General features: G+C 63.8%; 21 protein-coding genes. 15 read left to right on the top strand and 6 right to left on the bottom strand.

Annotated features, from left to right (window positions below; translation table 11 throughout):
* Positions 1-185: 185 nt before the first annotated feature.
* Positions 186-443: a DUF2171 domain-containing protein gene (locus tag ABLE86_RS00810; protein WP_348777707.1), complete on the top strand. Its 258-nt coding sequence runs from the start codon at positions 186-188 to the stop codon at positions 441-443.
* On the opposite strand, the gene ABLE86_RS00805 is transcribed toward ABLE86_RS00810, so the two are convergent.
* Together ABLE86_RS00805 and ABLE86_RS00800 are read right to left on the bottom strand one after the other, a co-directional pair.
* Positions 412-1425 carry a P1 family peptidase gene (locus tag ABLE86_RS00805; RefSeq protein WP_348777018.1) on the bottom strand — a complete coding sequence of 338 codons (1014 nt, stop codon included), beginning with the start codon at positions 1423-1425 and terminating at the stop codon, positions 412-414. The genes ABLE86_RS00810 and ABLE86_RS00805 overlap by 32 nt on opposite strands.
* On the bottom strand, positions 1422-2495 hold the full coding sequence (locus ABLE86_RS00800) for a branched-chain amino acid ABC transporter substrate-binding protein (RefSeq protein ID WP_348777017.1): 1074 nt from the start codon (positions 2493-2495) through the stop codon (positions 1422-1424). The genes ABLE86_RS00805 and ABLE86_RS00800 overlap by 4 nt, the downstream gene beginning before the upstream one ends.
* Before the next feature lie 188 nt (positions 2496-2683).
* Between ABLE86_RS00800 and ABLE86_RS00795 the strand changes: the two genes are divergently transcribed.
* The 7 genes from ABLE86_RS00795 to ABLE86_RS00765 are packed head-to-tail and all read left to right on the top strand — an operon-like array spanning position 2684 to position 8980.
* Complete coding sequence (locus ABLE86_RS00795; protein WP_348777016.1) at positions 2684-3184, top strand: flavin reductase; 501 nt, start codon at positions 2684-2686, stop codon at positions 3182-3184.
* A 16-nt stretch (positions 3185-3200) separates the two neighbouring features.
* Entirely contained in the window at positions 3201-4127 is a 927-nt protein-coding gene (locus ABLE86_RS00790; protein WP_348777015.1) for a MoxR family ATPase, read from the top strand.
* Positions 4128-4131: 4 nt separating this feature from the next.
* Positions 4132-5379 (top strand): VWA domain-containing protein, encoded by a 1248-nt coding sequence (locus ABLE86_RS00785; RefSeq protein ID WP_348777014.1) that lies wholly within the window; start codon positions 4132-4134, stop codon positions 5377-5379.
* 28 nt (positions 5380-5407) lie between these two features.
* On the top strand, positions 5408-5746 hold the full coding sequence (locus tag ABLE86_RS00780) for an XdhC family protein (RefSeq protein ID WP_348777013.1): 339 nt from the start codon (positions 5408-5410) through the stop codon (positions 5744-5746).
* Positions 5747-5750: 4 nt separating this feature from the next.
* The gene (locus ABLE86_RS00775; RefSeq protein ID WP_348777012.1) at positions 5751-6461 is read left to right on the top strand and encodes an XdhC family protein; all 711 of its coding nucleotides are present in this window, start codon (positions 5751-5753) and stop codon (positions 6459-6461) included.
* Positions 6458-8071 carry a molybdopterin-binding/glycosyltransferase family 2 protein gene (locus ABLE86_RS00770; RefSeq protein ID WP_348777011.1) on the top strand — a complete coding sequence of 538 codons (1614 nt, stop codon included), beginning with the start codon at positions 6458-6460 and terminating at the stop codon, positions 8069-8071. The genes ABLE86_RS00775 and ABLE86_RS00770 overlap by 4 nt, the downstream gene beginning before the upstream one ends.
* Before the next feature lie 57 nt (positions 8072-8128).
* A complete protein-coding gene (locus ABLE86_RS00765; protein ID WP_348777010.1) occupies positions 8129-8980 on the top strand; it encodes an alpha/beta hydrolase in 852 nt (283 codons plus the stop codon).
* A gap of 12 nt (positions 8981-8992) precedes the next feature.
* Here ABLE86_RS00765 and ABLE86_RS00760 read toward each other — a convergent pair whose 3' ends face one another.
* On the bottom strand, positions 8993-10039 hold the full coding sequence (locus ABLE86_RS00760; RefSeq protein WP_348777009.1) for a DUF1176 domain-containing protein: 1047 nt from the start codon (positions 10037-10039) through the stop codon (positions 8993-8995).
* A 195-nt stretch (positions 10040-10234) separates the two neighbouring features.
* Here ABLE86_RS00760 and ABLE86_RS00755 point away from each other — a divergent pair, with 195 nt between their 5' ends.
* The 4 genes from ABLE86_RS00755 to ABLE86_RS00740 all read left to right on the top strand — a co-directional run bounded on the left by ABLE86_RS00755 (position 10235) and on the right by ABLE86_RS00740 (position 13579).
* Positions 10235-10723: a hypothetical protein gene (locus ABLE86_RS00755; protein ID WP_348777706.1), complete on the top strand. Its 489-nt coding sequence runs from the start codon at positions 10235-10237 to the stop codon at positions 10721-10723.
* Between the two features lie 92 nt (positions 10724-10815).
* Entirely contained in the window at positions 10816-11868 is a 1053-nt protein-coding gene (locus tag ABLE86_RS00750; protein WP_348777008.1) for an aldo/keto reductase, read from the top strand.
* Positions 11869-11951: 83 nt separating this feature from the next.
* On the top strand, positions 11952-12491 hold the full coding sequence (gene fae / locus ABLE86_RS00745) for a formaldehyde-activating enzyme (protein WP_348777007.1): 540 nt from the start codon (positions 11952-11954) through the stop codon (positions 12489-12491).
* Positions 12492-12676: 185 nt separating this feature from the next.
* Positions 12677-13579, top strand: a complete 903-nt coding sequence (locus tag ABLE86_RS00740) for a DMT family transporter (RefSeq protein ID WP_348777006.1) — start codon at positions 12677-12679, stop codon at positions 13577-13579.
* A gap of 58 nt (positions 13580-13637) precedes the next feature.
* Here the strand turns inward: ABLE86_RS00740 and ABLE86_RS00735 are convergent, their stop codons facing one another.
* The 3 genes from ABLE86_RS00735 to ABLE86_RS00725 form a co-directional block, all read right to left on the bottom strand.
* A complete protein-coding gene (locus tag ABLE86_RS00735) occupies positions 13638-13952 on the bottom strand; it encodes an antibiotic biosynthesis monooxygenase (protein WP_348777005.1) in 315 nt (104 codons plus the stop codon).
* Positions 13953-13999: 47 nt separating this feature from the next.
* The gene (locus ABLE86_RS00730; RefSeq protein ID WP_348777004.1) at positions 14000-15274 is read right to left on the bottom strand and encodes a TonB family protein; all 1275 of its coding nucleotides are present in this window, start codon (positions 15272-15274) and stop codon (positions 14000-14002) included.
* Positions 15275-15434: 160 nt separating this feature from the next.
* A complete protein-coding gene (locus ABLE86_RS00725) occupies positions 15435-17627 on the bottom strand; it encodes a TonB-dependent hemoglobin/transferrin/lactoferrin family receptor (protein ID WP_348777003.1) in 2193 nt (730 codons plus the stop codon).
* Between the two features lie 276 nt (positions 17628-17903).
* Here ABLE86_RS00725 and hemP point away from each other — a divergent pair, with 276 nt between their 5' ends.
* Genes hemP through ABLE86_RS00710 form a run of 3 tightly spaced genes read left to right on the top strand, consistent with a single transcriptional unit; the run spans position 17904 to position 20099 of the window.
* A complete protein-coding gene (hemP, locus tag ABLE86_RS00720; protein ID WP_348777002.1) occupies positions 17904-18113 on the top strand; it encodes a hemin uptake protein HemP in 210 nt (69 codons plus the stop codon).
* Positions 18114-18135: 22 nt separating this feature from the next.
* A complete protein-coding gene (locus ABLE86_RS00715) occupies positions 18136-19194 on the top strand; it encodes a ChuX/HutX family heme-like substrate-binding protein (protein ID WP_348777001.1) in 1059 nt (352 codons plus the stop codon).
* Between the two features lie 11 nt (positions 19195-19205).
* Positions 19206-20099 (top strand): ABC transporter substrate-binding protein, encoded by an 894-nt coding sequence (locus tag ABLE86_RS00710; RefSeq protein WP_348777000.1) that lies wholly within the window; start codon positions 19206-19208, stop codon positions 20097-20099.
* Positions 20100-20130 lie beyond the last annotated feature (31 nt).

Raw genomic sequence — 20130 nt, 5'->3', positions numbered from 1 at the left:
TTGGCCGCGTCCTAACAGACGACGCCCCTTTGCTCAATGCGCCGGGCGGAATAGCGCACAGGGGGAGCCGTATATGCATCCAAATCGGCCTCTTGGCGTTATCTGGCAAGCCTGCCAGAGGAGAAATCGACGTGACCGCCGCCAATCAGCTACGCGAGGAAGCCATCAACCAGATACGCGAGCATATGGAAGTCATCGGGGCCGACGGGGTGCATGTCGGAACCGTCGACAACGTGGAGGGCGAGCGCATCAAGCTCACCAAGCAAGACAGCGGCCAGGGCTCTCACCGCCATCACCATCATTATATCCCGCTGGCGCTTGTGGCCGAGGTCGAGGGCGGCAAGGTGCGCCTCTCGGCCAACTCCAGTGTTGCCGTTACCTTCGAGGAAGAGGAAGACGGCCGCCAGCCGCTCAATTCGTCAGAGACGACCAAACCGGCATGACATCACCCGGCGCAGGCGTAGCCGCATAGATAGCCCTGGCGATGGCGCGCGCCATGGTGGCGCCGGCAGCGGCGTAAAGATCGGTCGTGTCGTCGGGATCTGGGGCGAGGCCACTCTTTCCGGTAGCGAGACCAAAGACAAGGTCGCCATCCATCGGCGTATGGGCTGGCCAGATGGCGCGGGCAAAGCCGTCATGCGCGGCAATCGCCAGCCGTTTGGCTGCAGCCTTGGTAAGCACCGCGTCGGTGGCTATGACCGCAATCGTGGTGTTGGCGCCGGCAGTCGGCTTGTGGCGGAACTTCAGCTCAATGTTGGTGGTTTCCTTGGGCAGGGGCGAGGGCAGGCCGAGTCCCCCGAATTCGTCGCCGATCTCGAAGGGTGCAGCCCAGAAATGCCGGCTTCGGCCGACCGTCACTGCGCCGACCGCGTTCACCGCCACGAGCGCGCCCACAGTGATGCCGCTTTCCAACACGGTCGAGGCTGAGCCGAGACCGCCCTTCAGACCTGCCACCAATGCCCCCGTACCGGCGCCGGCGGTGCCGATCTCGAAATCGATGGTCGCATTTTGCACCGCCTCGTAGCCAAGCTCGCGATAGGGCGGATAGCGGCCCCAATTCTTGTCGCCGCCGTTGATCAGGTCGAAAAGGATCGCGCCCGGCACGATCGGGATGCGCTGGTCGCCGACGGCAAAGCCGACGCCCTTTTCGCGCAGCGCCGCCTGCACGCCGGAGGCGGCGTCGAGCCCGAAGGCCGAGCCGCCCGACAGCATCACGGCGTTGATAGCCTCCACCGAATTGTGCGGCTCCAGAAGGTCCGTCTCGCGGGTTCCGGGTGCGCCGCCCAGAACCTGCACGCTGGCGACCGCCGGATCGTCGCAGAGAACGACGGAGACGCCGGATTTCAGGCGCTCGTCCGACGCGTTGCCGATTCTGAGGCCGGCGACATCGGTGATAAGGTTGCGCGGTCCGGCTTTGAAGCTCATTGCATCTCCACTTGCACGAAGCGTTTCCCGTCATAGCGGAAGACGCGGTAGGGGTTTTGGCTGAGGTCGCCCTTGCTGTCGAACCTGATTGGTCCGATTGAGGTCCGGAAATCGTGCTCGGTCAGCGCTTTCATGAGGTCGCCGTTCGAGCCCGCCTCCTCGAGGGCGGCGAGAGCGACCTGAACGGCGGAATAGGCGGGCAGGACATAGCCTTCCGGCACGACGCCACGGTCGGTGAACTTTGCGACCACGGCCTTGTCTGCAACCTCCTGCCATTCCGGCAGGCCGATCATGAGCGTGCCGGGGGCCAGGGGCACCGGTCCGGCTGCCGCTCGCAGCGTCTCGCCGCCGGCGAAAACGATCTCCGCACCGATCTTCTGGGCATCGCGGGCCATGATTGCGATGTCTTCGCGGTCGCCCCCGGCAAAGACGCGGCTGGCTTCGGCCTTACGCAGGCGGCCGACGAGGCCGATCTGGTTGTCCAGTTGCTGACGGAACGTGTCGATGAAAACCGGTTTCAGCCCTTCCCTCTCGGCGGCGGCGCGGAAGCTCTCGGCCAACTCCCGGCCATATATCGTGCCGTCGTCGATGACGGCGAAGAGTTCATTGCGCCAGAGCTTGGTCAGCAGCCGGCCGGCAGCCTCCCTCTCGCCGTCGGCGCGGGGCGCAAGGCGGAATACGGGCCAGCCGGACTTGTCGCGGCGGTCGGTAAGGCTGTCGGTGCGCACACCCACCGTGATGACCGGGATGTTCGCCTCCTTCAGGATCGGCAGCGCCGCCTCGATTGCCTCCCCGCAGAGGAAGCCCACCACGGCCTGCACCTTCGCCTCGGAAAATTGTTTTGCAGCCTTGGCGCCGCCTTCGGCGGTGCAGCCATCGTCGGCAATGTGCAGCTTCACTGTGCCCCGGTCTGCCGCGGCTTCCTCCGCGCCGTCGCGGATCTGTACGCCAAGGACACTTGAAGGGCCGCTGAGCGGGGCTGCCACGCCGATGCGCAGAGCTTCGGCATGCGCAAAGCCGGCCAGCAGAAGGCCGCCCAATGCGCCTATGACGAAACCTGCGATCCGCATGTTTGTGTTTTGCCCCGCTGCCGGCCGGCCGTGGCCGGCGTCATTTCGGGCAAGAGGTAAAGGCTGGCCGGGTTTTCCGCAACACGCTTGTTCGCCCGCCAGCGGGCGCTGGCCCAAGTTGCCTTGCTTGTGGGCCGTGTATCGGGCTCATATATAACGGACATCTGGAAATTTCGGGATTCTCTCTGGTGCTGAAGAAATACGATGTCGAGCCGCAGGCCTACCGCGACGCGATGGCCCATTTCGCGGGTGCCGTCCATGTCGTGACGACTGATGGCGCCGCTGGCCGGCGCGGGGCGACGGTGATAGCCGCCTGCTCGGTGTCAGACACGCCGCCCATGATCCTGGTTTGCCTCAACCGCGAGAATCCCAACAACGAACTGTTCGTGAAGAACGGCAATTTCGCGCTGAACACGCTTGCCGCGCACCATCAGGAGCTTGCGGCCGCGTTTTCGGGCATTACCCGCCTGCCCACCGAAGAACGCTTTGCGCTGGGCGAGTGGAAGACCATCGCCAGCGGGGCGCCGACCCTTAGCGACGCACTGGCCGTGTTCGATTGCGAACTGATCGACACCAAGGACCTGGCCACCCATCGTGTGCTTTTTGGCAAGGTGACAGGGCTGCGCGTCAGCAATAATTTCAAACCGCTGATCTACCACGATCGCGGCTATCACGTGCTGGGTCGATGAGGCCACTGGAGATGCAATGACCGAGGCAGCGCGACCGGTACCCAGCACAATCGACGAAACGCTCAAGATGCTGACGGGCGCCGACTATGTGGCAGACCGCGCGCTGGCCACCGTGCTGTTCCTCAGCCTGCGCATGAAGCGGCCGCTGTTCCTCGAAGGCGAGGCGGGCGTGGGCAAGACCGAGATCGCCAAGGTGCTTGCCGAAGGGCTTGGCCGCCGTCTCATCCGCCTGCAATGCTATGAAGGGCTCGACGTTTCCTCCGCCGTCTACGAGTGGAACTACGCTGCCCAGATGATCGAGATCCGCATGGAGGAGGCGGCCGGCTCGGTCAATCGCAGCGACATGGAGCGCAACGTCTTCTCCGAAAAGTACCTGATCCGCCGCCCGGTGCTCGATGCGCTGACTGGCACGGCAGGTGCTGCGCCGATTTTCCTCATCGACGAGCTCGACCGCACCGACGAGGCTTTTGAGGCCTTCCTGCTCGAGATACTCTCCGATTTCCAGGTGACGGTGCCCGAGCTTGGCACGATCAAGGCGGAGGAGCCGCCGATCGTCGTCATCACTTCCAATCGCACGCGCGAAATCCACGACGCGCTCAAGCGACGCTGTCTCTACCATTGGGTCGACTACCCCGATGCCGCGCGCGAGTTGGAGATCGTGCGCCGCAAGGTGCCGGAGGCCAACAGCCGCCTTTCGGCCGAGGTGGTGGGCTTCATCCAGAAGCTGCGTCAGATCGAACTGTTCAAGGCGCCCGGCGTGGCCGAGACAATCGACTGGGCGAGCGCGCTGACGGAACTCGACAAGGTGGCGCTAGACCCGGAAACCGTATCCGACACGCTTGGCGTGCTCCTGAAATACCAGGACGACATCGCGCGTATCGCAGAAGGCGAAGGCCGGCGCATCCTGCAGGAAGTGAAGGCCGAGCTCTCGGCGGCGGAGTAGGGCCATGGAAAAGTTCCAGTCCGCTCCCAATGTCGCCGGGCCGGACGGGCGCATAGCCGACAACATCGTCTTTTTCGCCCGCACGCTTCGCAAGGCTGGCATGCGCCTCGGCCCGGCTTCGGTGAAGGATGCCATTGAGGCGGTCCTGGCCGCCGGCATCGGTTCGCGCGAGGATTTTTACTGGACCCTGCATGCGGTGCTGGTTACGCGCCACGAAGATCATGCGACGTTCGACGAAGCCTTTCGCCTGTTCTGGAAATCGCGCGAACTGATCGAGAAGATGATCGCCATGTTCTCGCCGGTTGCCCCCGACAATCGCGAGAAACAGAAGCTCCGCGCCGCTGAAAGCCGCGTGTCCAAGGCAATGTTCGAGGGACACGAAAAGAACCAGCCGCCGCGCGAGATGCCGGAATTCGAGATCGACGCGCGCTTCACCACTTCCGGCAACGAGGTGCTGCGCGGCAAGGATTTCGCGCAGATGACGGCGGCCGAGATCGGCGACGCCAAGCGCGCCATCGCCGATCTCCAGCTTCCTTTCGACACGGTGCGCACGCGCCGTTTCCGCCCCGACAACCGCGGCCGCTCCGATCCCCGTGCGATGTTGCGCTCGGCCGCCCGGACCGGCGGCCAACTCATTCTGCCGAAATTCCGCTCGGCCCGGGAGATCAACCCGCCCATCGTGGTTCTGGCCGATATTTCGGGCTCGATGAGCCAATACACGCGAATTTTCCTGCATTTCCTGCACGCGCTGACGGAAAAGCGGCGGCATGTGCACACCTTCGTGTTCGGCACGCGGCTGACCAATCTCACCCGCCAGATGCGCCATCGCGACCCTGATGCCGCTCTGGCCGACTGTTCCACGGCAGTTCAGGACTGGTCCGGCGGCACCCGCATCGGCGAGGCGCTGCATGAGTTCAACCGGCTCTGGTCGCGCCGGGTGCTGGGGCAGGGAGCGGTCGTTCTCCTGATCACCGACGGGCTCGAGCGGGAAGACGTGACCGGACTTTCGCAGGAGATGGCGCGGCTGCAGCGCTCCTGCCGGCGGCTGATCTGGCTGAACCCGCTGCTGCGCTTCGACGGCTTCGAGGCCCGTGCGCGCGGGGTGAAGGCCATGCTGCCTTTTGTCGATGAGTTCCGGCCAGTGCACAACCTTGACGCGCTTGCCGATCTCTGCGCTTCCTTGGACAGGAGAACGGGTGCGGATGTCGATCCGCGCCGATGGCTGGGAAATGGCAGGCCGCAAGCGGCATGACCATATTCTGTGCCATGGAGGAGCAGTCATGGAAAACATCGCGCATCTGGATGAGAGCCGCGACCCGCTGATCATTGCCGAAAACTGGATAAAGGACGGCAGGGACGTTGCCGTTGCGACGGTGGTGGAAACCTGGGGCTCGGCCCCGCGTCCGGTAGGCAGCCATCTCGTCATCGACGCGGAGGGCAATTTCCACGGTTCCGTTTCGGGTGGCTGCGTGGAAGGCGCTGTCATTGCCGAAGCCGCGGACGTGATCGAAACCGGCAAGCCGAGGATGCTGGAGTTCGGCGTGGCCGACGAGACCGCCTGGCGCGTTGGGCTTTCCTGCGGCGGCCGCATCCGCGTTTATGTCGAGCGGCTGGGCTGACGCCATGGACCCCCTGCATCTCAAGAAGCTGAATGCCGAGCGCCGCGGCCGCCGGGCCGCGATCCTGGTGACTGACCTTGGAGACGGCCGCGACCGTATCGTGTGCGAGGGCGAGGCCGTGGCGGGCGAACTCGGTACTGCGATCGCGGATGCTTTTGGCTCGGGCAAATCAGCCGTTGTCGAAGCAGATGGCAGGAACTTCTTTCTCAACGTGCACCTGCCGCAACCTCGCCTCGTGGTCATCGGCGCGGTGCATATCAGCCAGGCGCTGGCGCCGATGGCTCAGGTTGCCGGCTATCCGCTGGAGATCATCGATCCGCGCACGGCCTTTGCCACAGCGGACCGCTTTCCCGACGTGACCCTGTTTGCCGAATGGCCGGAAGACGTCCTGAAGACACGGCCGCTCGACAGCTACACGGCCCTTGCGGCCGTGACCCATGATCCGAAGATAGACGATTCCGCGCTCAAGGCTGCACTGGGAGCGGGTTGCTTCTATGTCGGCGCGCTCGGAAGCCGCAAGACGCACGCCAGGCGTGTCGAGCGCCTGCTGGCGGCCGGCGTTTCCGAGGAAGAAATCGCAAGGATCCATTCCCCCATCGGTCTCGACATCGGCGCAGCCAGCCCGGCCGAGATTGCCGTGGCCGTTCTCGCGCAGGTCATTCGCACCTTCCGGTCGCGTGATGCGGCCAGGCAACCGAAAGGGCAAGCGGCGTGAAGTTCGGCACGGTCTCCATCGATCAGGCAGAAGGCGCGATCTTGGCGCATTCGCTGACCGCGGGCGAACGGCGCTTCCGCAAGGCCCACAGTTTGAGCGCAGACGATATCGCGTTCCTCAAGAACGCCGGCGTCGACGAACTGGTCGTCGCAAGGCTCGATCCGGGCGACCTGTGTGAAGACGGCGCCGCCGAGCGGATCGCGCAGGCGCTTTCAACGCGCAATGTTGAGGTCAAGCCGGCAGCCACCGGCCGCGTCAATCTCTATGCCCAAGCCGCGGGCGTGTTCACCGTCGACAAGGCGCTGATCGATGCAATCAACGCCGTTGGTCCCGCGATCACGCTGGCCACCGTTGCCGAGTATGCCGAAGTGCAGAAGGGGCAGATGGTCGCCACCGTCAAGATCATCCCCTTTGCCGTGGCCGGCGAACTGGTGGACAAGGTGGTGGCGCTGTGCGCCGGGCGTGAGGCTTTTGCGGTGCACCCGTTCCGCGCTCTGCGCGTGGGCGTGGTGCAGTCTGTTCTGCCGGGAATCAAGCAGAGCGTGCTGGACAAGACGACCGCGATCACGGTCGAGCGCTTCGCGCGCTCTCAAAGCCGGATCACCGAGGAGCGCCGCACGCCGCACAGCGCGGAGCCGGTGTCCGAGGCGGTCGAAGCCCTGGTGCGCGACAACGACATGGTGGTGGTGTTCGGCGCTTCCGCCATGTGTGACTTCGAGGATGTCATCCCGGCGGCAATTGCCAAGGCGGGCGGGCGGGTCATCCGCGCCGGCATGCCGGTCGACCCGGGCAATCTGCTGGTGATCGGCGAGATCGGCGGCAAGCCTGTGATCGGTGCGCCGGGCTGCGCCCGCAGCCCGAAGGAAAACGGCTTCGACTGGGTGCTGGACCGCGTGATTGCCGGCCTGCCGGTTTCCGCCATGGACATTGCCGGCATGGGTGTCGGCGGCCTGCTGATGGAAATCCCCACCCGGCCGCAGCCGCGCGAGGCGCGCGAAAAGCCCCTGCCGGTGCGCGTGGGGATCGTGCTGCTCGCCGCCGGCCGTTCCAGCCGTATGGGTGGCCCCAACAAGCTGATGGCGATGTTCGGCGACCAGCCGCTGATTCGCCGCATCGCCGAACGTGCGGCAGCAAGCCATGCGGCCGGCACGGTCGTCGTGACCGGCCACCAGGCAGAACGGATCGAAACCGTGCTGGACGGGATGGACGTGAAGTTTGTCCGCAACCCGGACTTTGTCACTGGGCTTGCCTCCTCGCTCAAGGCTGGAATTGCGGCGCTGCCGGCCGATGTTGCCGGCGCGCTGATCGTGCTGGGCGACATGCCCGGGGTCACCACGGCCGACCTCGATCGCATGATCGAGGCTTTCAAGTCTGCCGGTGGACGCCCCATCGTGCGCGCGACCCACGAGGGAAGGCGCGGCAACCCGGTGCTGCTGCCGCGCTCGCTGTTTCCTGCGGTCGCGGCCTTGCAAGGCGATACCGGCGCGCGGCATATCGTAGAGGCTGAAGGGGCGGATGCCGTGGACGTGGAGATCGGGGCAGGGGCTGCGCTGGACGTCGACACACGTGACGCAATGGAAGATGCGGGCGGAGTGTTGCAGGGCAACTAATCGGGGGCACGCATGACGTTTTCGACAGGACTGCGCTGCGCTGCGGCAGCGTCCCTCATGAGTATCGTTCTGCCCTGTTCTGCGCGGTCAGAGACTCTGACGCTCGCTCCCTTCAAGGACGATCTATTCGCCTATCCGGGTGTCCTGTCCACGGGCGAGGGCGGTGCCCACACGGTGGTGGATTATCGCGAGATGCGCGACATCAACAGGCGCGATGAAGTTCCTCAAAGGCGCGCGCACCGCAAATATGTGTCGACCGGGGTGCGCAGCGTGCAGAACGACTTGGTGCTGAAGACTGCTGCCGGAGACATCCGCCACTTCGCGGTGGGCACCCAGCGCGGCGCGAAGCTCATCGTTCTCTATCTGCACGGGCAGGGCGGCAGCCGCAAGCAAGGGGTGGACGATTTCACCTTCGGCGGAAATTTCAACCGGGTGAAGAACCTGATGGCCGAAAATGGCGGCCTTTATCTCTCGCCCGACTTCTCCGATTTCGGCGACAAGGGAGCCGCGGAAATTGCCGCTCTCATCACTCACTATTCCGAACGCTCGCCCGGCGCGCCGATCTTCGTCGCTTGCGGCTCGATGGGCGGGGTCTTGTGCTGGAAGCTTGCCGGAGACAAGACCATTGCGCCGCGCCTGTCGGGTCTGATGCTGCTCGGCTCGCTGTGGTACGAGGGGTTTCTTTCCAGTCCGGCGTACAAGCGCAAGGTCCCGGTGTTTTTCGGACAGGGCAGTCGCGACAAGGTGTTCCCTATCGCAAACCAGGAAGCCTTTTTCCGTTCCATATTGGCCAAATCACCGGGTTATCCCGCCCGCTTCGTCCGCTTTGAAACAGGCACTCATGGCACGCCCATCCGAATGATCGACTGGCGCGCGGCGCTGAACTGGATGCTCTCGCTGAGAAGCTGAGCCCGCGACCGCCTACGGTGCCGAATTGTAGTCCAGTATGGTCTCGGGATTGATCACGCCATCATAGGAAGCGTCGACGTCATACTGCACCAGGCTGAAGTCGCCTTTGCGAAACAGCCAGATGCCGCTTGACGATACATCGCCCTTGGCGCGCCACTTGCCGTGGGAGGTAATGGTGTGAGCCTGCTCGTCATAAGACGAGTTGCTCAGTGCATTCTCGTCGCGAAAGCCAATGATGTTGATCGCCTCAACCTTGCCCTCCGCGTCATTGTTTTCGCGGTGAATTTCGTATTCGGGAGTTGCGAAGTGCAACTCGCGAAGGCCCCGTGCATCGTCGGCCAGATAGTAGACATGCACCTCGTTGTAGGCGCCGGTGCTGCATAGGAAGCGGATCAGGCGAGCCTTTCGCTCCGGTCCGGCCTTGCCATCCTGCCCGTCATGAAAGGTAATCGTGTAGTCTTCGGGCTTTGTGGCGTCGCCCGGTTGGCCCGGCGCCAGCGTGGTGCACTGGCTTGCATGGGTGGCCGAAAAGGCTGCCTTGGCCTGTTCGAGCACTGCATCCCTGGGCGCGGGGGCAGGGCCTTCGCTGCAGCTTTCAGGAAGCGAGTTCTCGAACGGCTTGTCGCTCGGTTTCAGGTCACCCTTTTCGATGTGCAGCCCCATGAAGGGCGGCTCGGCCTGGATCTGAGGGTCGGCGAGGCGAGCGGTGTAGCATCCGGCAAAGACCGTCTCGCCGCCCTTCTTGTCGCGGGCGAGGACGGCAACGGGGATATAGTAGTAGGTGCTGCCCGCCGCCCCTTCGGAGCCCGGTTCGCCAATTGCAACTTGCACTTCCTCGGTGTCGCTGAAGCCATCGACGAACTGCTGAAAGTCCTCGGTGGGCTTTGCATTTCCGAAATAGCTCCAGGCGCGAGTATATTCGTGCCGGTTCAAGGCATTGTAGAACGAGCGCACGAGGGCGCCCGGGTCGGACCGGTCATCCAGATACGCTGGCTCGGCGGCCAGCGCGGCGGTGCAGATCGCGATAGAGGCGGTGGCTGCAAGCAGCAGTCGAATCATTGCGCGCGGATCCTCTTTCCTAAGTATCTTCAGCCGATTGCGGCAGTGTCGTGACGTGTCGGTGTCTCGGCAAAATCGCACCCCCGGATCATTCAGCCGCGAAATTTCCTGGTGCATCACCAAGTGATTTTTAACGAGCGGCGACTAGTGTCCCGGCAGTTGTCCGCCGCGAGCCGGACGGCGCAGGAGGCTGTCTTGGGGACCAACACCGATCGCGATTTCGCTTCGCTGCTCGACGATCTCTTCGTTGCGCAGCCGCTGATTGAAGAATCGGCGTCCAAGCCCTCAATTCCCTTCGATTATCTCGCTGTCGCCGACGAACTTCATTCTGGCCGAATCAAGGTAACGAACGACGTCGCTGCCGCGGAATACCGCGAGGCCAGCGAGAACTTCGAGGCCGGCTTCGCGGCTTTGCTCGCCAGCCTCGACGCCCTGGCAGCAGAGCGCGCCGAGCCGGAGGAAGAGTTGCCCTCCGTCGATCCTGAGGCCATCGCACGTGAACTGGATCTCGCCACCGCAAAGGTGAGTGCGGACTTCAGCCGGTTGCGGCGAACTTTTGCCTTCCACAACCATCCCGACCGGGTTGCGCCGCACCTGCGCCAACGCGCCATGGTGCGCATGCAGGTGGCGAACATGCTGATCGACGACGCCAAGCGCCGCGCCGCCAAGCCGCCCAAGCGCTGATCCCGCTCCGCATCTGGAGCACCGGGCGATCATGGGCTATGCAGCAATTCGTTCTCGGCGCGTCTGCGCCACGTTCCAGTCGGAGATTTTTCATGAAGAAGCGCCGCATCGGCCGCACCGACCTTTACGTCTCGCAAATCTGCCTCGGCACGATGACATGGGGGCAGCAGAACACCGAGGCCGAAGGCCATGCCCAGATGGACCTGGCCTTCTCGCGCGGCGTCAATTTCCTCGACACGGCGGAGATGTATCCCATACCGCCTAAGGCGGAGACGCAAGGCCGCACCGAAACCTGTATCGGCAATTGGATGAAGGCCCGCGGCAACCGCGACCGCGTGGTGCTTGCCTCCAAGGTCATCGGTCGCACGAACAGCGACTGGTATCGCGGCGGGCGTCCGTCGAAGCTGGTGCGCGCGGATATTTTCGACGCCATTGACAAGTCGCTGCGCCGGCTTCAGACCGATTATATCGATATCTACCAGATCCACTTCCCCGAGCGGCCCATCACCTGGGGCGCCAACCCGACGCGTGTAGGTGCGGCGCCGGCCGAGCGGCTGGCCGACGAGACGCCGATCGCCGAGACGCTCGCCGTCTTCGACGAGTTGGTGAAGGCGGGCAAGATCCGGCATTTCGGCCTCTCCAACGAAAGCTCCTGGGGGGTGATGCGCTTCATTGCCGAGAGCGATCGGGGTGTCGGACCGCGGGTGGCCTCGCTCCAGAACGCCTACAACCTCGTCAACCGCACCTTCGAGGTGAACCTCGCCGAGGTGTGCGAGCGCGAGGACGTGAGCCTGCTTGCCTATTCGCCGCTGGCGCAGGGCTACCTGACCGGAAAGTATGACCACGGTGCCCGGCCGGAGGGCGCTCGCAGCACCCTGTTCAACCGCGGCCAGCGCTACGAGACGCCTCACGCGGCCGAAGCGCTGCTTGCCTACAACGAGCTTGCGCGCAGCTTTGGCACGGAGCCCGCGCTCTTTGCCAACGCCTATGTCAGCAGCCGCTGGTTCGTCACTTCAAACATCATCGGCGCGACATCGCTGGCCCAGCTGGAGATGGCGCTTGATTCGGCCGGGGTAACCTGGACCGAGGAAATGCAGAAGGCCGTCGACGATATTCACCAGCGTGTCGGCAATCCCTGCCCGTAACCGGCACAGCAGGTCGTTTTGACAGCTGGACCATGCACACCGGCCCCGTTAAGTTCCGGCCGGAAGTGAGGAAAGGATAAAGCATGACTGATATCTGGTTTCGCACAGGCGAGGCAACGGTTCTGGCCGCGGAAGGGCAGGCCACCGATGCCATGCCTGAGGTTCTGATCGGCTCGGTCCGGGGTCCCGTGGGGCAGGCATTCGCGTCGATGATGGGGCAGGTGAAGGGTCACACGCGCATGTTCGTGGTGCGCGACCTGAACCAGCTCGTGCGCCCGGCCGCGATGATGACCACGAAGGTCACGATCAAGAACATGGCTTATGCCGAGCTGCTCGGCGGCGTCGTGCAGGCGGCGACCGGCGACGCAATCGTCGACTGCCTTGCCGAGGGCATCCTGCCCAAGGACCAGGCCGACGAGCTGTGCATGATCATCATGATCTGGCTCGACCCGCGCTGCGCCGAAGACGAGAACCTCGACAAGAAGGATCTCTATCGCACCAACTACGAGGCGACCAAGCTGGCGATTTCGCGCGCCATGACCGGCAGCCCGACGGTGGACGAGCTGATCGCCAACCGCAAGACGGTCAAGCACTACGCGCTGGAAGACGTGATCGACTACTGAGCCGTCGATCTTCGCCCTCGCTCTGCGAGGAGAGAGGCCTTTTTTTGAAGACGTCGCAAAAGCGGCGTCTTCTTCGTTTGATAGGAGGCCGGGACTGGCCCCCCGCTTTGCCCGCTTCTGGCCGTGACGCCTCGGCCAGGCGGCATTATGAAAGGCCCGCCCACCATCGGGCCCTGAGAGTTGTTATGAAAAGTACCGCGAGTATGGGCAGCGCGACGACCACGTCGCAGAGCTTCGCGCTGACTGCCCTTATCGTCGGCGGCATCACCATCGGTTGCTCGCCCATCTTCGTGCGCCTGTCCGAGCTTGGCCCTTTGTCGACCGCCTTCTGGCGCGTCGCGCTTGCCATGCTGCCGCTGATGGCCTGGTCGGCGGCCACATCGGGCCGCTCCGAAGGTGAGGCGAAGCCGAGCAGCCTTGCTGAAGTTCTCGCCTTGATGGTGCCGGGCGTGATGCTGGCCGGCGACCTGGCGGCCTGGCACATTTCGCTGCACATGACCTCCGTGGCCAACGCAACGCTGCTGGCCAATATGGCGCCCATCTTTGTCACCCTGGCCAGTTGGCTGTTTTTTCGAACCCGGATCACGCGGGTCTTCCTCGCAGGGCTTACCCTGTCGCTGATCGGGGTCACGATCCTGCAGGGCGGGCTGGGCGCCGTGGGCGGCGGCAAGCTTGCCGGCGACGCGATGGCAGTAGTGGCGTCGGTGTTTTATGCAGGCTACCTGATTTCCTTGGGGCGCCTGCGCAGCAAGTTTTCCACGCTGACCACGATGCTATGGACCACCTTTTCGGCGGGCCTGTGCATGCTGCCGGCAGCGCTCATCTTCGAGACAGGCTTCTTCCCCGTCACCCTGTTCGGCTTTGCGATGCTGCTCGGTCTGGCCTGGATCACCCATGCCAGCGGGCAGGGGCTGATCATCTATGCGCTGGCGTGGTTGCCGCCCGCCTTTTCGTCGCTGACATTGCTGGTGCAGCCGGTCGTGGCGGCCATCCTTGCCTGGGCACTCCTGGCAGAGCCGTTGGGTGCGGCCCAGGCGCTTGGAGGTGTCATCGTGCTCGCCGGGATATTTGTGGCCCGGCGAGGCTAGCGACTTCGGCTCCTGAGGCCGAAGCCATGACGGTTTCGGCCCGTTCGCCGGTTAGATCCTATGCGCCTTCGACGACGGTAAAGCCCTCGAACTGAGGGTTGCCGACGTAGAGCGCCTTGTTCGAGCCGGCATTTTTGTGTGCGGAACGAAAATTCTCCGACTTGGTCCAGGCAATGAAGTCTTCCTGGCTATCCCAGACCGCGTGCGAGGCGAACAGCGTGTAGCCTTCCGCCTCGTTGACGGGGCCGCGCAGGAGCTGGAATTCGCGAAAGCCTTTCATTTCCGAAAGCTTCGAGTCGCGGTTCCTCCAGAGGTCTTCAAAGGTCTCCTCCGAGCCCTTCTGCACCTTGAAGCGGTTCATGGCGATGTACATGCATCTATCCTTTCAAACTGGCCTGAGTTCAGGTCGTGGAAGTTGGCTCACCTGGTGCGGTTGAAGGCGAGCGGTACGGTGAAGTTCCAGCTCGATCGCTCGGCCGCGTCAGGAATGGGCGGGAAGGGGGCAGCGCGCCGCACTGCATCCAGCGCGGCTTCGTCGAGCGCGGCCGAACCGGAACTGCCAACCATGCGAATCGAACTGACACTGCCGTCGGCGGCCACGACGAAGCTGACCCTGGTTTCGCCGTGCACGCCCTGTAGCCGTGCTTGGGCGGGATAGCGAAGCGCTCGGCGCAACTTGGCAACGATCTTGCCGGGATAATTCGAGACGGCCGCGTTGCCCACGCCGCTGGTGCCGCCCTTGCTGGCAATTCCGTCGCTGCCGTTCTTCTGGCCGTCCACCTTGCCTCGCCGCGCATCAAGGGCGGCGTTGCCACCGGAGCCCGAACTCCGTTGCGACTTCGCAGGCGCGGGTTTTTCCGCGGGCTTCTCGGCGCGCTTTTGGGGACCAGCCGCGGCCGCCTTTTGCGGCTCAGCCTTCTTCGCCTCGGCCGGTCTTGCCCGCGGCTCAGGCTTGGGCTCCGGCAAGGGGTTAACCTCTTCTGGCTTTTCGGCGGGTTCGAGCGGGGTGACAGCCGATAGCTGTAGCACCTCCGCCTGTTCCACCGGCTTGGCCTCCGCAGCGAGGATCGGCGGCGCAGGCTCTGCAGGCAGTGTTTCTTCTGCCGCAGCTCTGGAAATGTCGGGCTCGGCCGTTTGTGGTTTCGGCTGCTCCGTCGCCTTTTCGATTGGCGCCGGCATCTCGTTGACCGCCGTCTCCACTGCCGTCGCGTCCGCCGGCCGGGGTGGAGGGGCCTCGGCCACAGCCTGCGTTTCCGCCTTTCGCTCTGGGCTGGGGTCGGACACCGTCACCAGCGTGACATTCGTCACGGGCATGCCATCGTCGGCGCTGTCGCCCGCTGCCTGCAGGTTTTCGGCCGCGTTGCCGAACATGGCAATTCCGGCATCGTCAGCGCCGGCGATCAGAACGCCATTTTCTTTGATGGCCACGAAACACAGCGCCACTGCTGCGTGGAAGGCGACCGACGCTACGATCGTTGCGCCGGACCATCTGCTTCGCCGCGCTTTTGGTCCTGTGCGGGCAATGTCGAGCGGCTCCGTGGGACTGCTGTCGAGCGCAGAGTCCCCGATCAATTCGTATCGCTTTTCCGGAATTTCGCGGCTGCCCGGCCTCACCGCACCCCAGGGGAGAATGAAGCCGGGCTCGCCCGAGCCGTGAGGCAGCGCCTGAAACCCGGCCGGAGGCCAGGTCGTCATGTCTTGCGCGAATGCAGGCTCCAGTCCCAATTCCAACCTCATGCCCCTACATGCCGAAAACAATGCCGGTTCTTGTAGTGGTCTTAACGTCGCGCAGGCATGCCGCCGCGGACGGCAACATCAGCACGCTGCCGAGCAATGTTGCCGCCCTGAGCATCGTTCAGCCTCCGAATCGCATGGTCGCAGCCAGCTTGAGCGTCACACCGGGCTCATAGAGCACGGTGGTGGTGCTGGTGTTGAGCGGGTTGACATATTTCACGTCGAAAATGTTGTCGACGCGGAAGTTCACGTTGAGGTTGTCCGTCGCCTTGTAGGTGGCGAAAGCGTTGACCAGCGTGTAGTCGTCGGCGACCTTGTTGCCCTTCGGCGCGCCGCTGTACTGCACCTCGCCGCCGATCAGGAGCCTGTCTTCCAGAAAGCGGAAGCCGAGCTGCCCGGTGACCTGCGAGGAGGGGATGGTGGACAGGTCCTCGCGAATGCCGGCGTAGGACACGGTGTAGCCATTGAGGGTGGATGCCGACAGCCCGACGAAACCCCACGCCGCGTCGTAGACCCCTTCCAACTCGAAACCCCTGATCTTCGCATTGGCGTAGTTCTGGTACTGCGAGCAGATCGGTGCGTAGGTCACATTCGGGTTCATCAGCAGGTCCCACCGAACGGGGCAGAGCCCGGTCGTATCGGCAAAGGCCGAGATCGTGGTGCTGCCGATGTAGTCGGCGATATCGTTGTTGAAATAGGCCGCCTTGATGCGGAGCGCATCGTCAGGCTGGATCACGCCGTCCGCGCGATAGTTGGCGCCGACTTCCCAGGTCTTGCCCGTTTCCGGCGTGAGGTCGGGATTGGGCAGGAACGGGAATGTCGCCCCGGTGGGGTGCATGCCGTTCATCAGCGTTTCCGTGATGGACGGCGAGCGGTAGCCTTCGGCGTAGGTGCCGTAGAGCTGCAGCCCTTCCAGCGCCGCCGTCTGGAATGGCGAAACGCCCACGGTGATGCGTGGCGAAAGGCGATTGCCGGAATTGTTCGCAGCATCGCTGTCGAGGCCATAGCTGTCATACCGTAGCCCGGCGAGCACCTCGAGCCATTCCCAGCTTATCTTGTCCTGGACATAGGCGCCGCTGACCCGCCGCTTGCCCGAGGGCGTGTAGCTGTCCATGCTGCCGCTGGGGTCCCGTGTGACCACGCCGTCGCTGACCCAGTCGCCTCCATAGGTCATCTCATGCTGAAGCGCGCCCGTTTCGAAGCGGGACGTGTTCCAGATGTCGAAGCTCCAGGTGCCGAGATCGTAGTTCGTCTGCGAGCCCGCCGGAATGATGGTCGGCAGGCCTGTCCCGGGGTCGAACTGGCCGTTGCTGAGGGGCTTGACGTAGGTCCTGTCCAGCCTGGTCTTGTTGTAGGAGGCGTTGATGTGGAGGTCGAGCCAGCTCTGGTCCTCGTCCGTGATGTTGTAACGGCCGGTGAACGTGTTCTGCTTCAGGTCGAGATCGGAGACCGGGGAGCCGCCGCTGACCTCGTTCCAGCTGTCGTTGGCGCCGACCCAGCCAAGCTTGAGTTCGCTGTTTTCCGTCGGACGGATGCTGCTCTTGAGCATGCCGCTCAACACGTCGAAGCTGGTGCCGGGAACGGTATCGCCGCCGCCATCCTTGTAGTCGCCGTAGTCGCGATAGACGATGTTGCCGAGCACGTCGAACGCGTCATTGAAGCGATAAGCGCCGGTGGCGCTGGTGGTCCAGCCGTGACCGTTGGTCTCGTACATGCCGGTGGCCGAAGCAGCCCAGCTTTCGCCGGGACGGAGGAAATCCTCGGCATCCTTGGTCTCATAGAAGACCACGCCGCCGATTGCGCCAGAGCCGTAGGTGTTGGCCACCGGGCCGCGGATGACGTCGACCTGCTTGACCAGTTCGGGATCGAGCCAGAACTTCGACTGCGTGCCATGGCCTGAGCGCTGAAAATCCTGTCGCGCGCCGTCGATGATCACCTGAACGCGACCAAAGTCCTGCAGGCCTCGAATGTTGACGCTGGAAGCCGTACGGCTGGCGTCCGTCTGGACGGCCACGTTGGGCAGGCCGAACAGGACGCCCTGCTGAGACGTCGCCATGCGGCGCTCAAGCTGCTCCTGACCGACATGGCTGACGGATGCCATGGTGTCGATCGCGCTTTCGTCGGTGCGGCTGACGACCGTGATCTTGTCGAGCAGCGTGGCGCCGTCGCCGCTCTTTTTCTGTTCGACCTTCTCAGCCGTCTCCTGTGCTGCCGCCGTGCTATCTGCCTCCTGTGCGGATGCCGAAACCACGCCCAGTGCGATCGCCGCCACGCCCGCCATCAGGGCCGCCGAGCGCGCGATGCCCGGCCTCAATCTCACTTCTCCGTCGAGCCCCGACAGAACCAAAATATCCCGAGCCACAAGCCCCATACCCACAATTCTCCAGTGTCTGCTGATGCGGGCTGGCCTGGAGGCTGGCTGGCATTTTTCGTTTGCGCCGGAGTGATTTAAAACTTGACTCGTTTACTCCGGTAATGCAGTTGACTAGATAACATGATTAATTGAGTCAAGATTGATTTCGCGATCCACTCACAGTTCGTTGGACAACGAAATCGGCGCAGACATACGGCAGACGAGAGGGCCGACGCCATGAGCAGCCACGACCAGGATGCTTCCCACCATCGTCCGGAAAAAACCGCCGCGGAAACGGCGCGGCGGACGGCATCGTCGCTCATGTCCATGCGCACGGTGTCGAGCGCCGCGCTGTTTGCCGGCGAGCACGAGATCGGCATCGATCATCGCGGTTCGCTCTACCGCTTGAAAATCACCCGTCAGGGCAAGCTCATTCTCAACAAGTAATTCCGCATAGGGGGTCTGAATCATGGATGCTCGCGTAAAGCCCGCGCCGCACGAAATCCGTCTGGCGAGAGCCGAAAATCCGAAGATGCGCGAGCGCGATCTCGCCAGCCAGCTCGGCGTCTCCGAGGCCGAACTGGTGGCGGCCTATATCGGCGAGGGCGTCGTGCGCCTCGAGCCGTGCGTCAACGATCTGCTGACCGGCCTGGAGGCCGTGGGCGAAGTGATGGCGCTCACTCGCAACGAAAGCGCCGTGCACGAGAAGATCGGCGTCTACGACAAGGTCGTCACCGGCGACCAGACGACGATGGCGCTGGGCGAGAACATCGACCTGCGCATCTTTCCCAAGCGCTGGGCCTTCGGCTTTGCGGTCGAAAAGCGCGACGGCGACGGTGTGCGCCGCAGCTTCCAGTTCTTCGACAAGACGGGGGCTGCCGTGCACAAGGTGCATCTGCGCCCGTCCTCAAATGTCGAGGCGTATGAGCAGCTGTTGGAAAAACTCCGCTCGGAGGACCAGAGTGCCACCCTCGAAATCGAGGCCACCGATGTTGCCGAGGCTCCCGTCGTTGAAACGACCACGACCGTGGAAGAGCTGCGCGACCGCTGGAGCAAGCTCACCGACACGCACCAGTTCTTTGGCATGCTGCGTACCCTGAAGCTCGGCCGCCAACAGGCGCTGCACATGGTCGGCGACGACTATGCCTGGCGGGTCGAAAACGATGCGCTGACGACCATGCTGCACAAGTCGGTCGAAACGCAGGTGCCAATCATGTGCTTCGTCGGCAATGACGGCTGCATCCAGATCCATTCGGGACCGATCCAGAACGTCAAGCCGATGGGGCCTTGGATCAACATCTTCGACGAGACCTTCCACCTGCATTTCCGGACCGACCACGTCCAGGAACTCTGGGTGGTGCGCAAACCGACAACGGACGGCCATGTCACCTCGCTGGAGGCCTATGACGCCAAGGGCGAGCTGGTCATCCAGTTCTTCGGCAAGCGCAAGGAAGGTCATGACGAGCGTGTCGAATGGCGCGAAATCGCCGAGAGCCTGCCACGTGCGACGGCGGCAGCGGCCGCATAAGGATGAAGAGCATGTCGACATTCAGCCGTTCCGTGCGGGCCGCCGCAATTGGCGTGGCGCTGGCACTCGGTTCACTTGGCGTGGCGCAGGCCGAGGAGGGCGCGGCCGCGTTTCCGGATGCCTCCCGCCTCGCGGCCGTAGGCGGCTCGATCACCGAGATCGTCTATGCGCTGGGCGAGGAGGGCAAGCTGGTTGCCCGCGACTCGACCAGCACCTACCCGGAAAGCGCGCTAAAACTGCCCGATGTCGGCTATATGCGTGCGCTGTCGCCCGAGGGCGTGCTGTCGGTCAATCCGTCCGGCATCCTGGCGCTCGCGGGCAGCGGGCCGAAGGAGGCCATCGACGTGCTCAAGAAGGCGAGCGTGACCTACATCGAAGTGCCCGAGACCTTCGATCATCAGGGCATTCTCGACAAGGTCCGGATCGTCGGCCACGCGCTCGGCGTGGACGAGAAGGCCGCCGCGCTGGCCAGGTCGATCGACGCCGATCTGAAGGCAGCCGAGGAGCTGACCGCCAAGATCGCCGAGCGCAAGCGCGTGCTGTTCATCCTCAGCATGGAGGGCGGCAAGATCCTCGCTGCCGGCGATCACACGGCCGCCAATGGCATCATCAAGCTGGCCGGAGGCGTCAATGCGATGGACGGGGTGAATGGCTACAAGCAACTGACCGACGAGGCGGCACTGACCGCCAGGCCGGACGTGATCCTGATGATGGACACCCCGGGCGCGCCCGCAACGGCGGATGCCGATGTCTTCTCCAACCCGGCTCTTGCCGCTACGCCGGCGGGCAAGACGAAGAAACTCATCCGCATGGATGGCAGCTACCTGCTGGGTTTTGGTCCGCGCACGGCAAGCGCCATCCGCGATCTCGCGACCGCGCTCTATGGCGACCAGATCAAGGGCTGAGCGTACCGTGGTTGACAGCGTGGCCGGCAGC

Origin of the sequence: Mesorhizobium sp. KR2-14 (assembly GCF_040049255.1) — a bacterium.
Classification (GTDB): Bacteria; Pseudomonadota; Alphaproteobacteria; order Rhizobiales; family Rhizobiaceae; genus Pseudaminobacter.
This window is presented reverse-complemented; position numbering and strand designations above follow the sequence as displayed.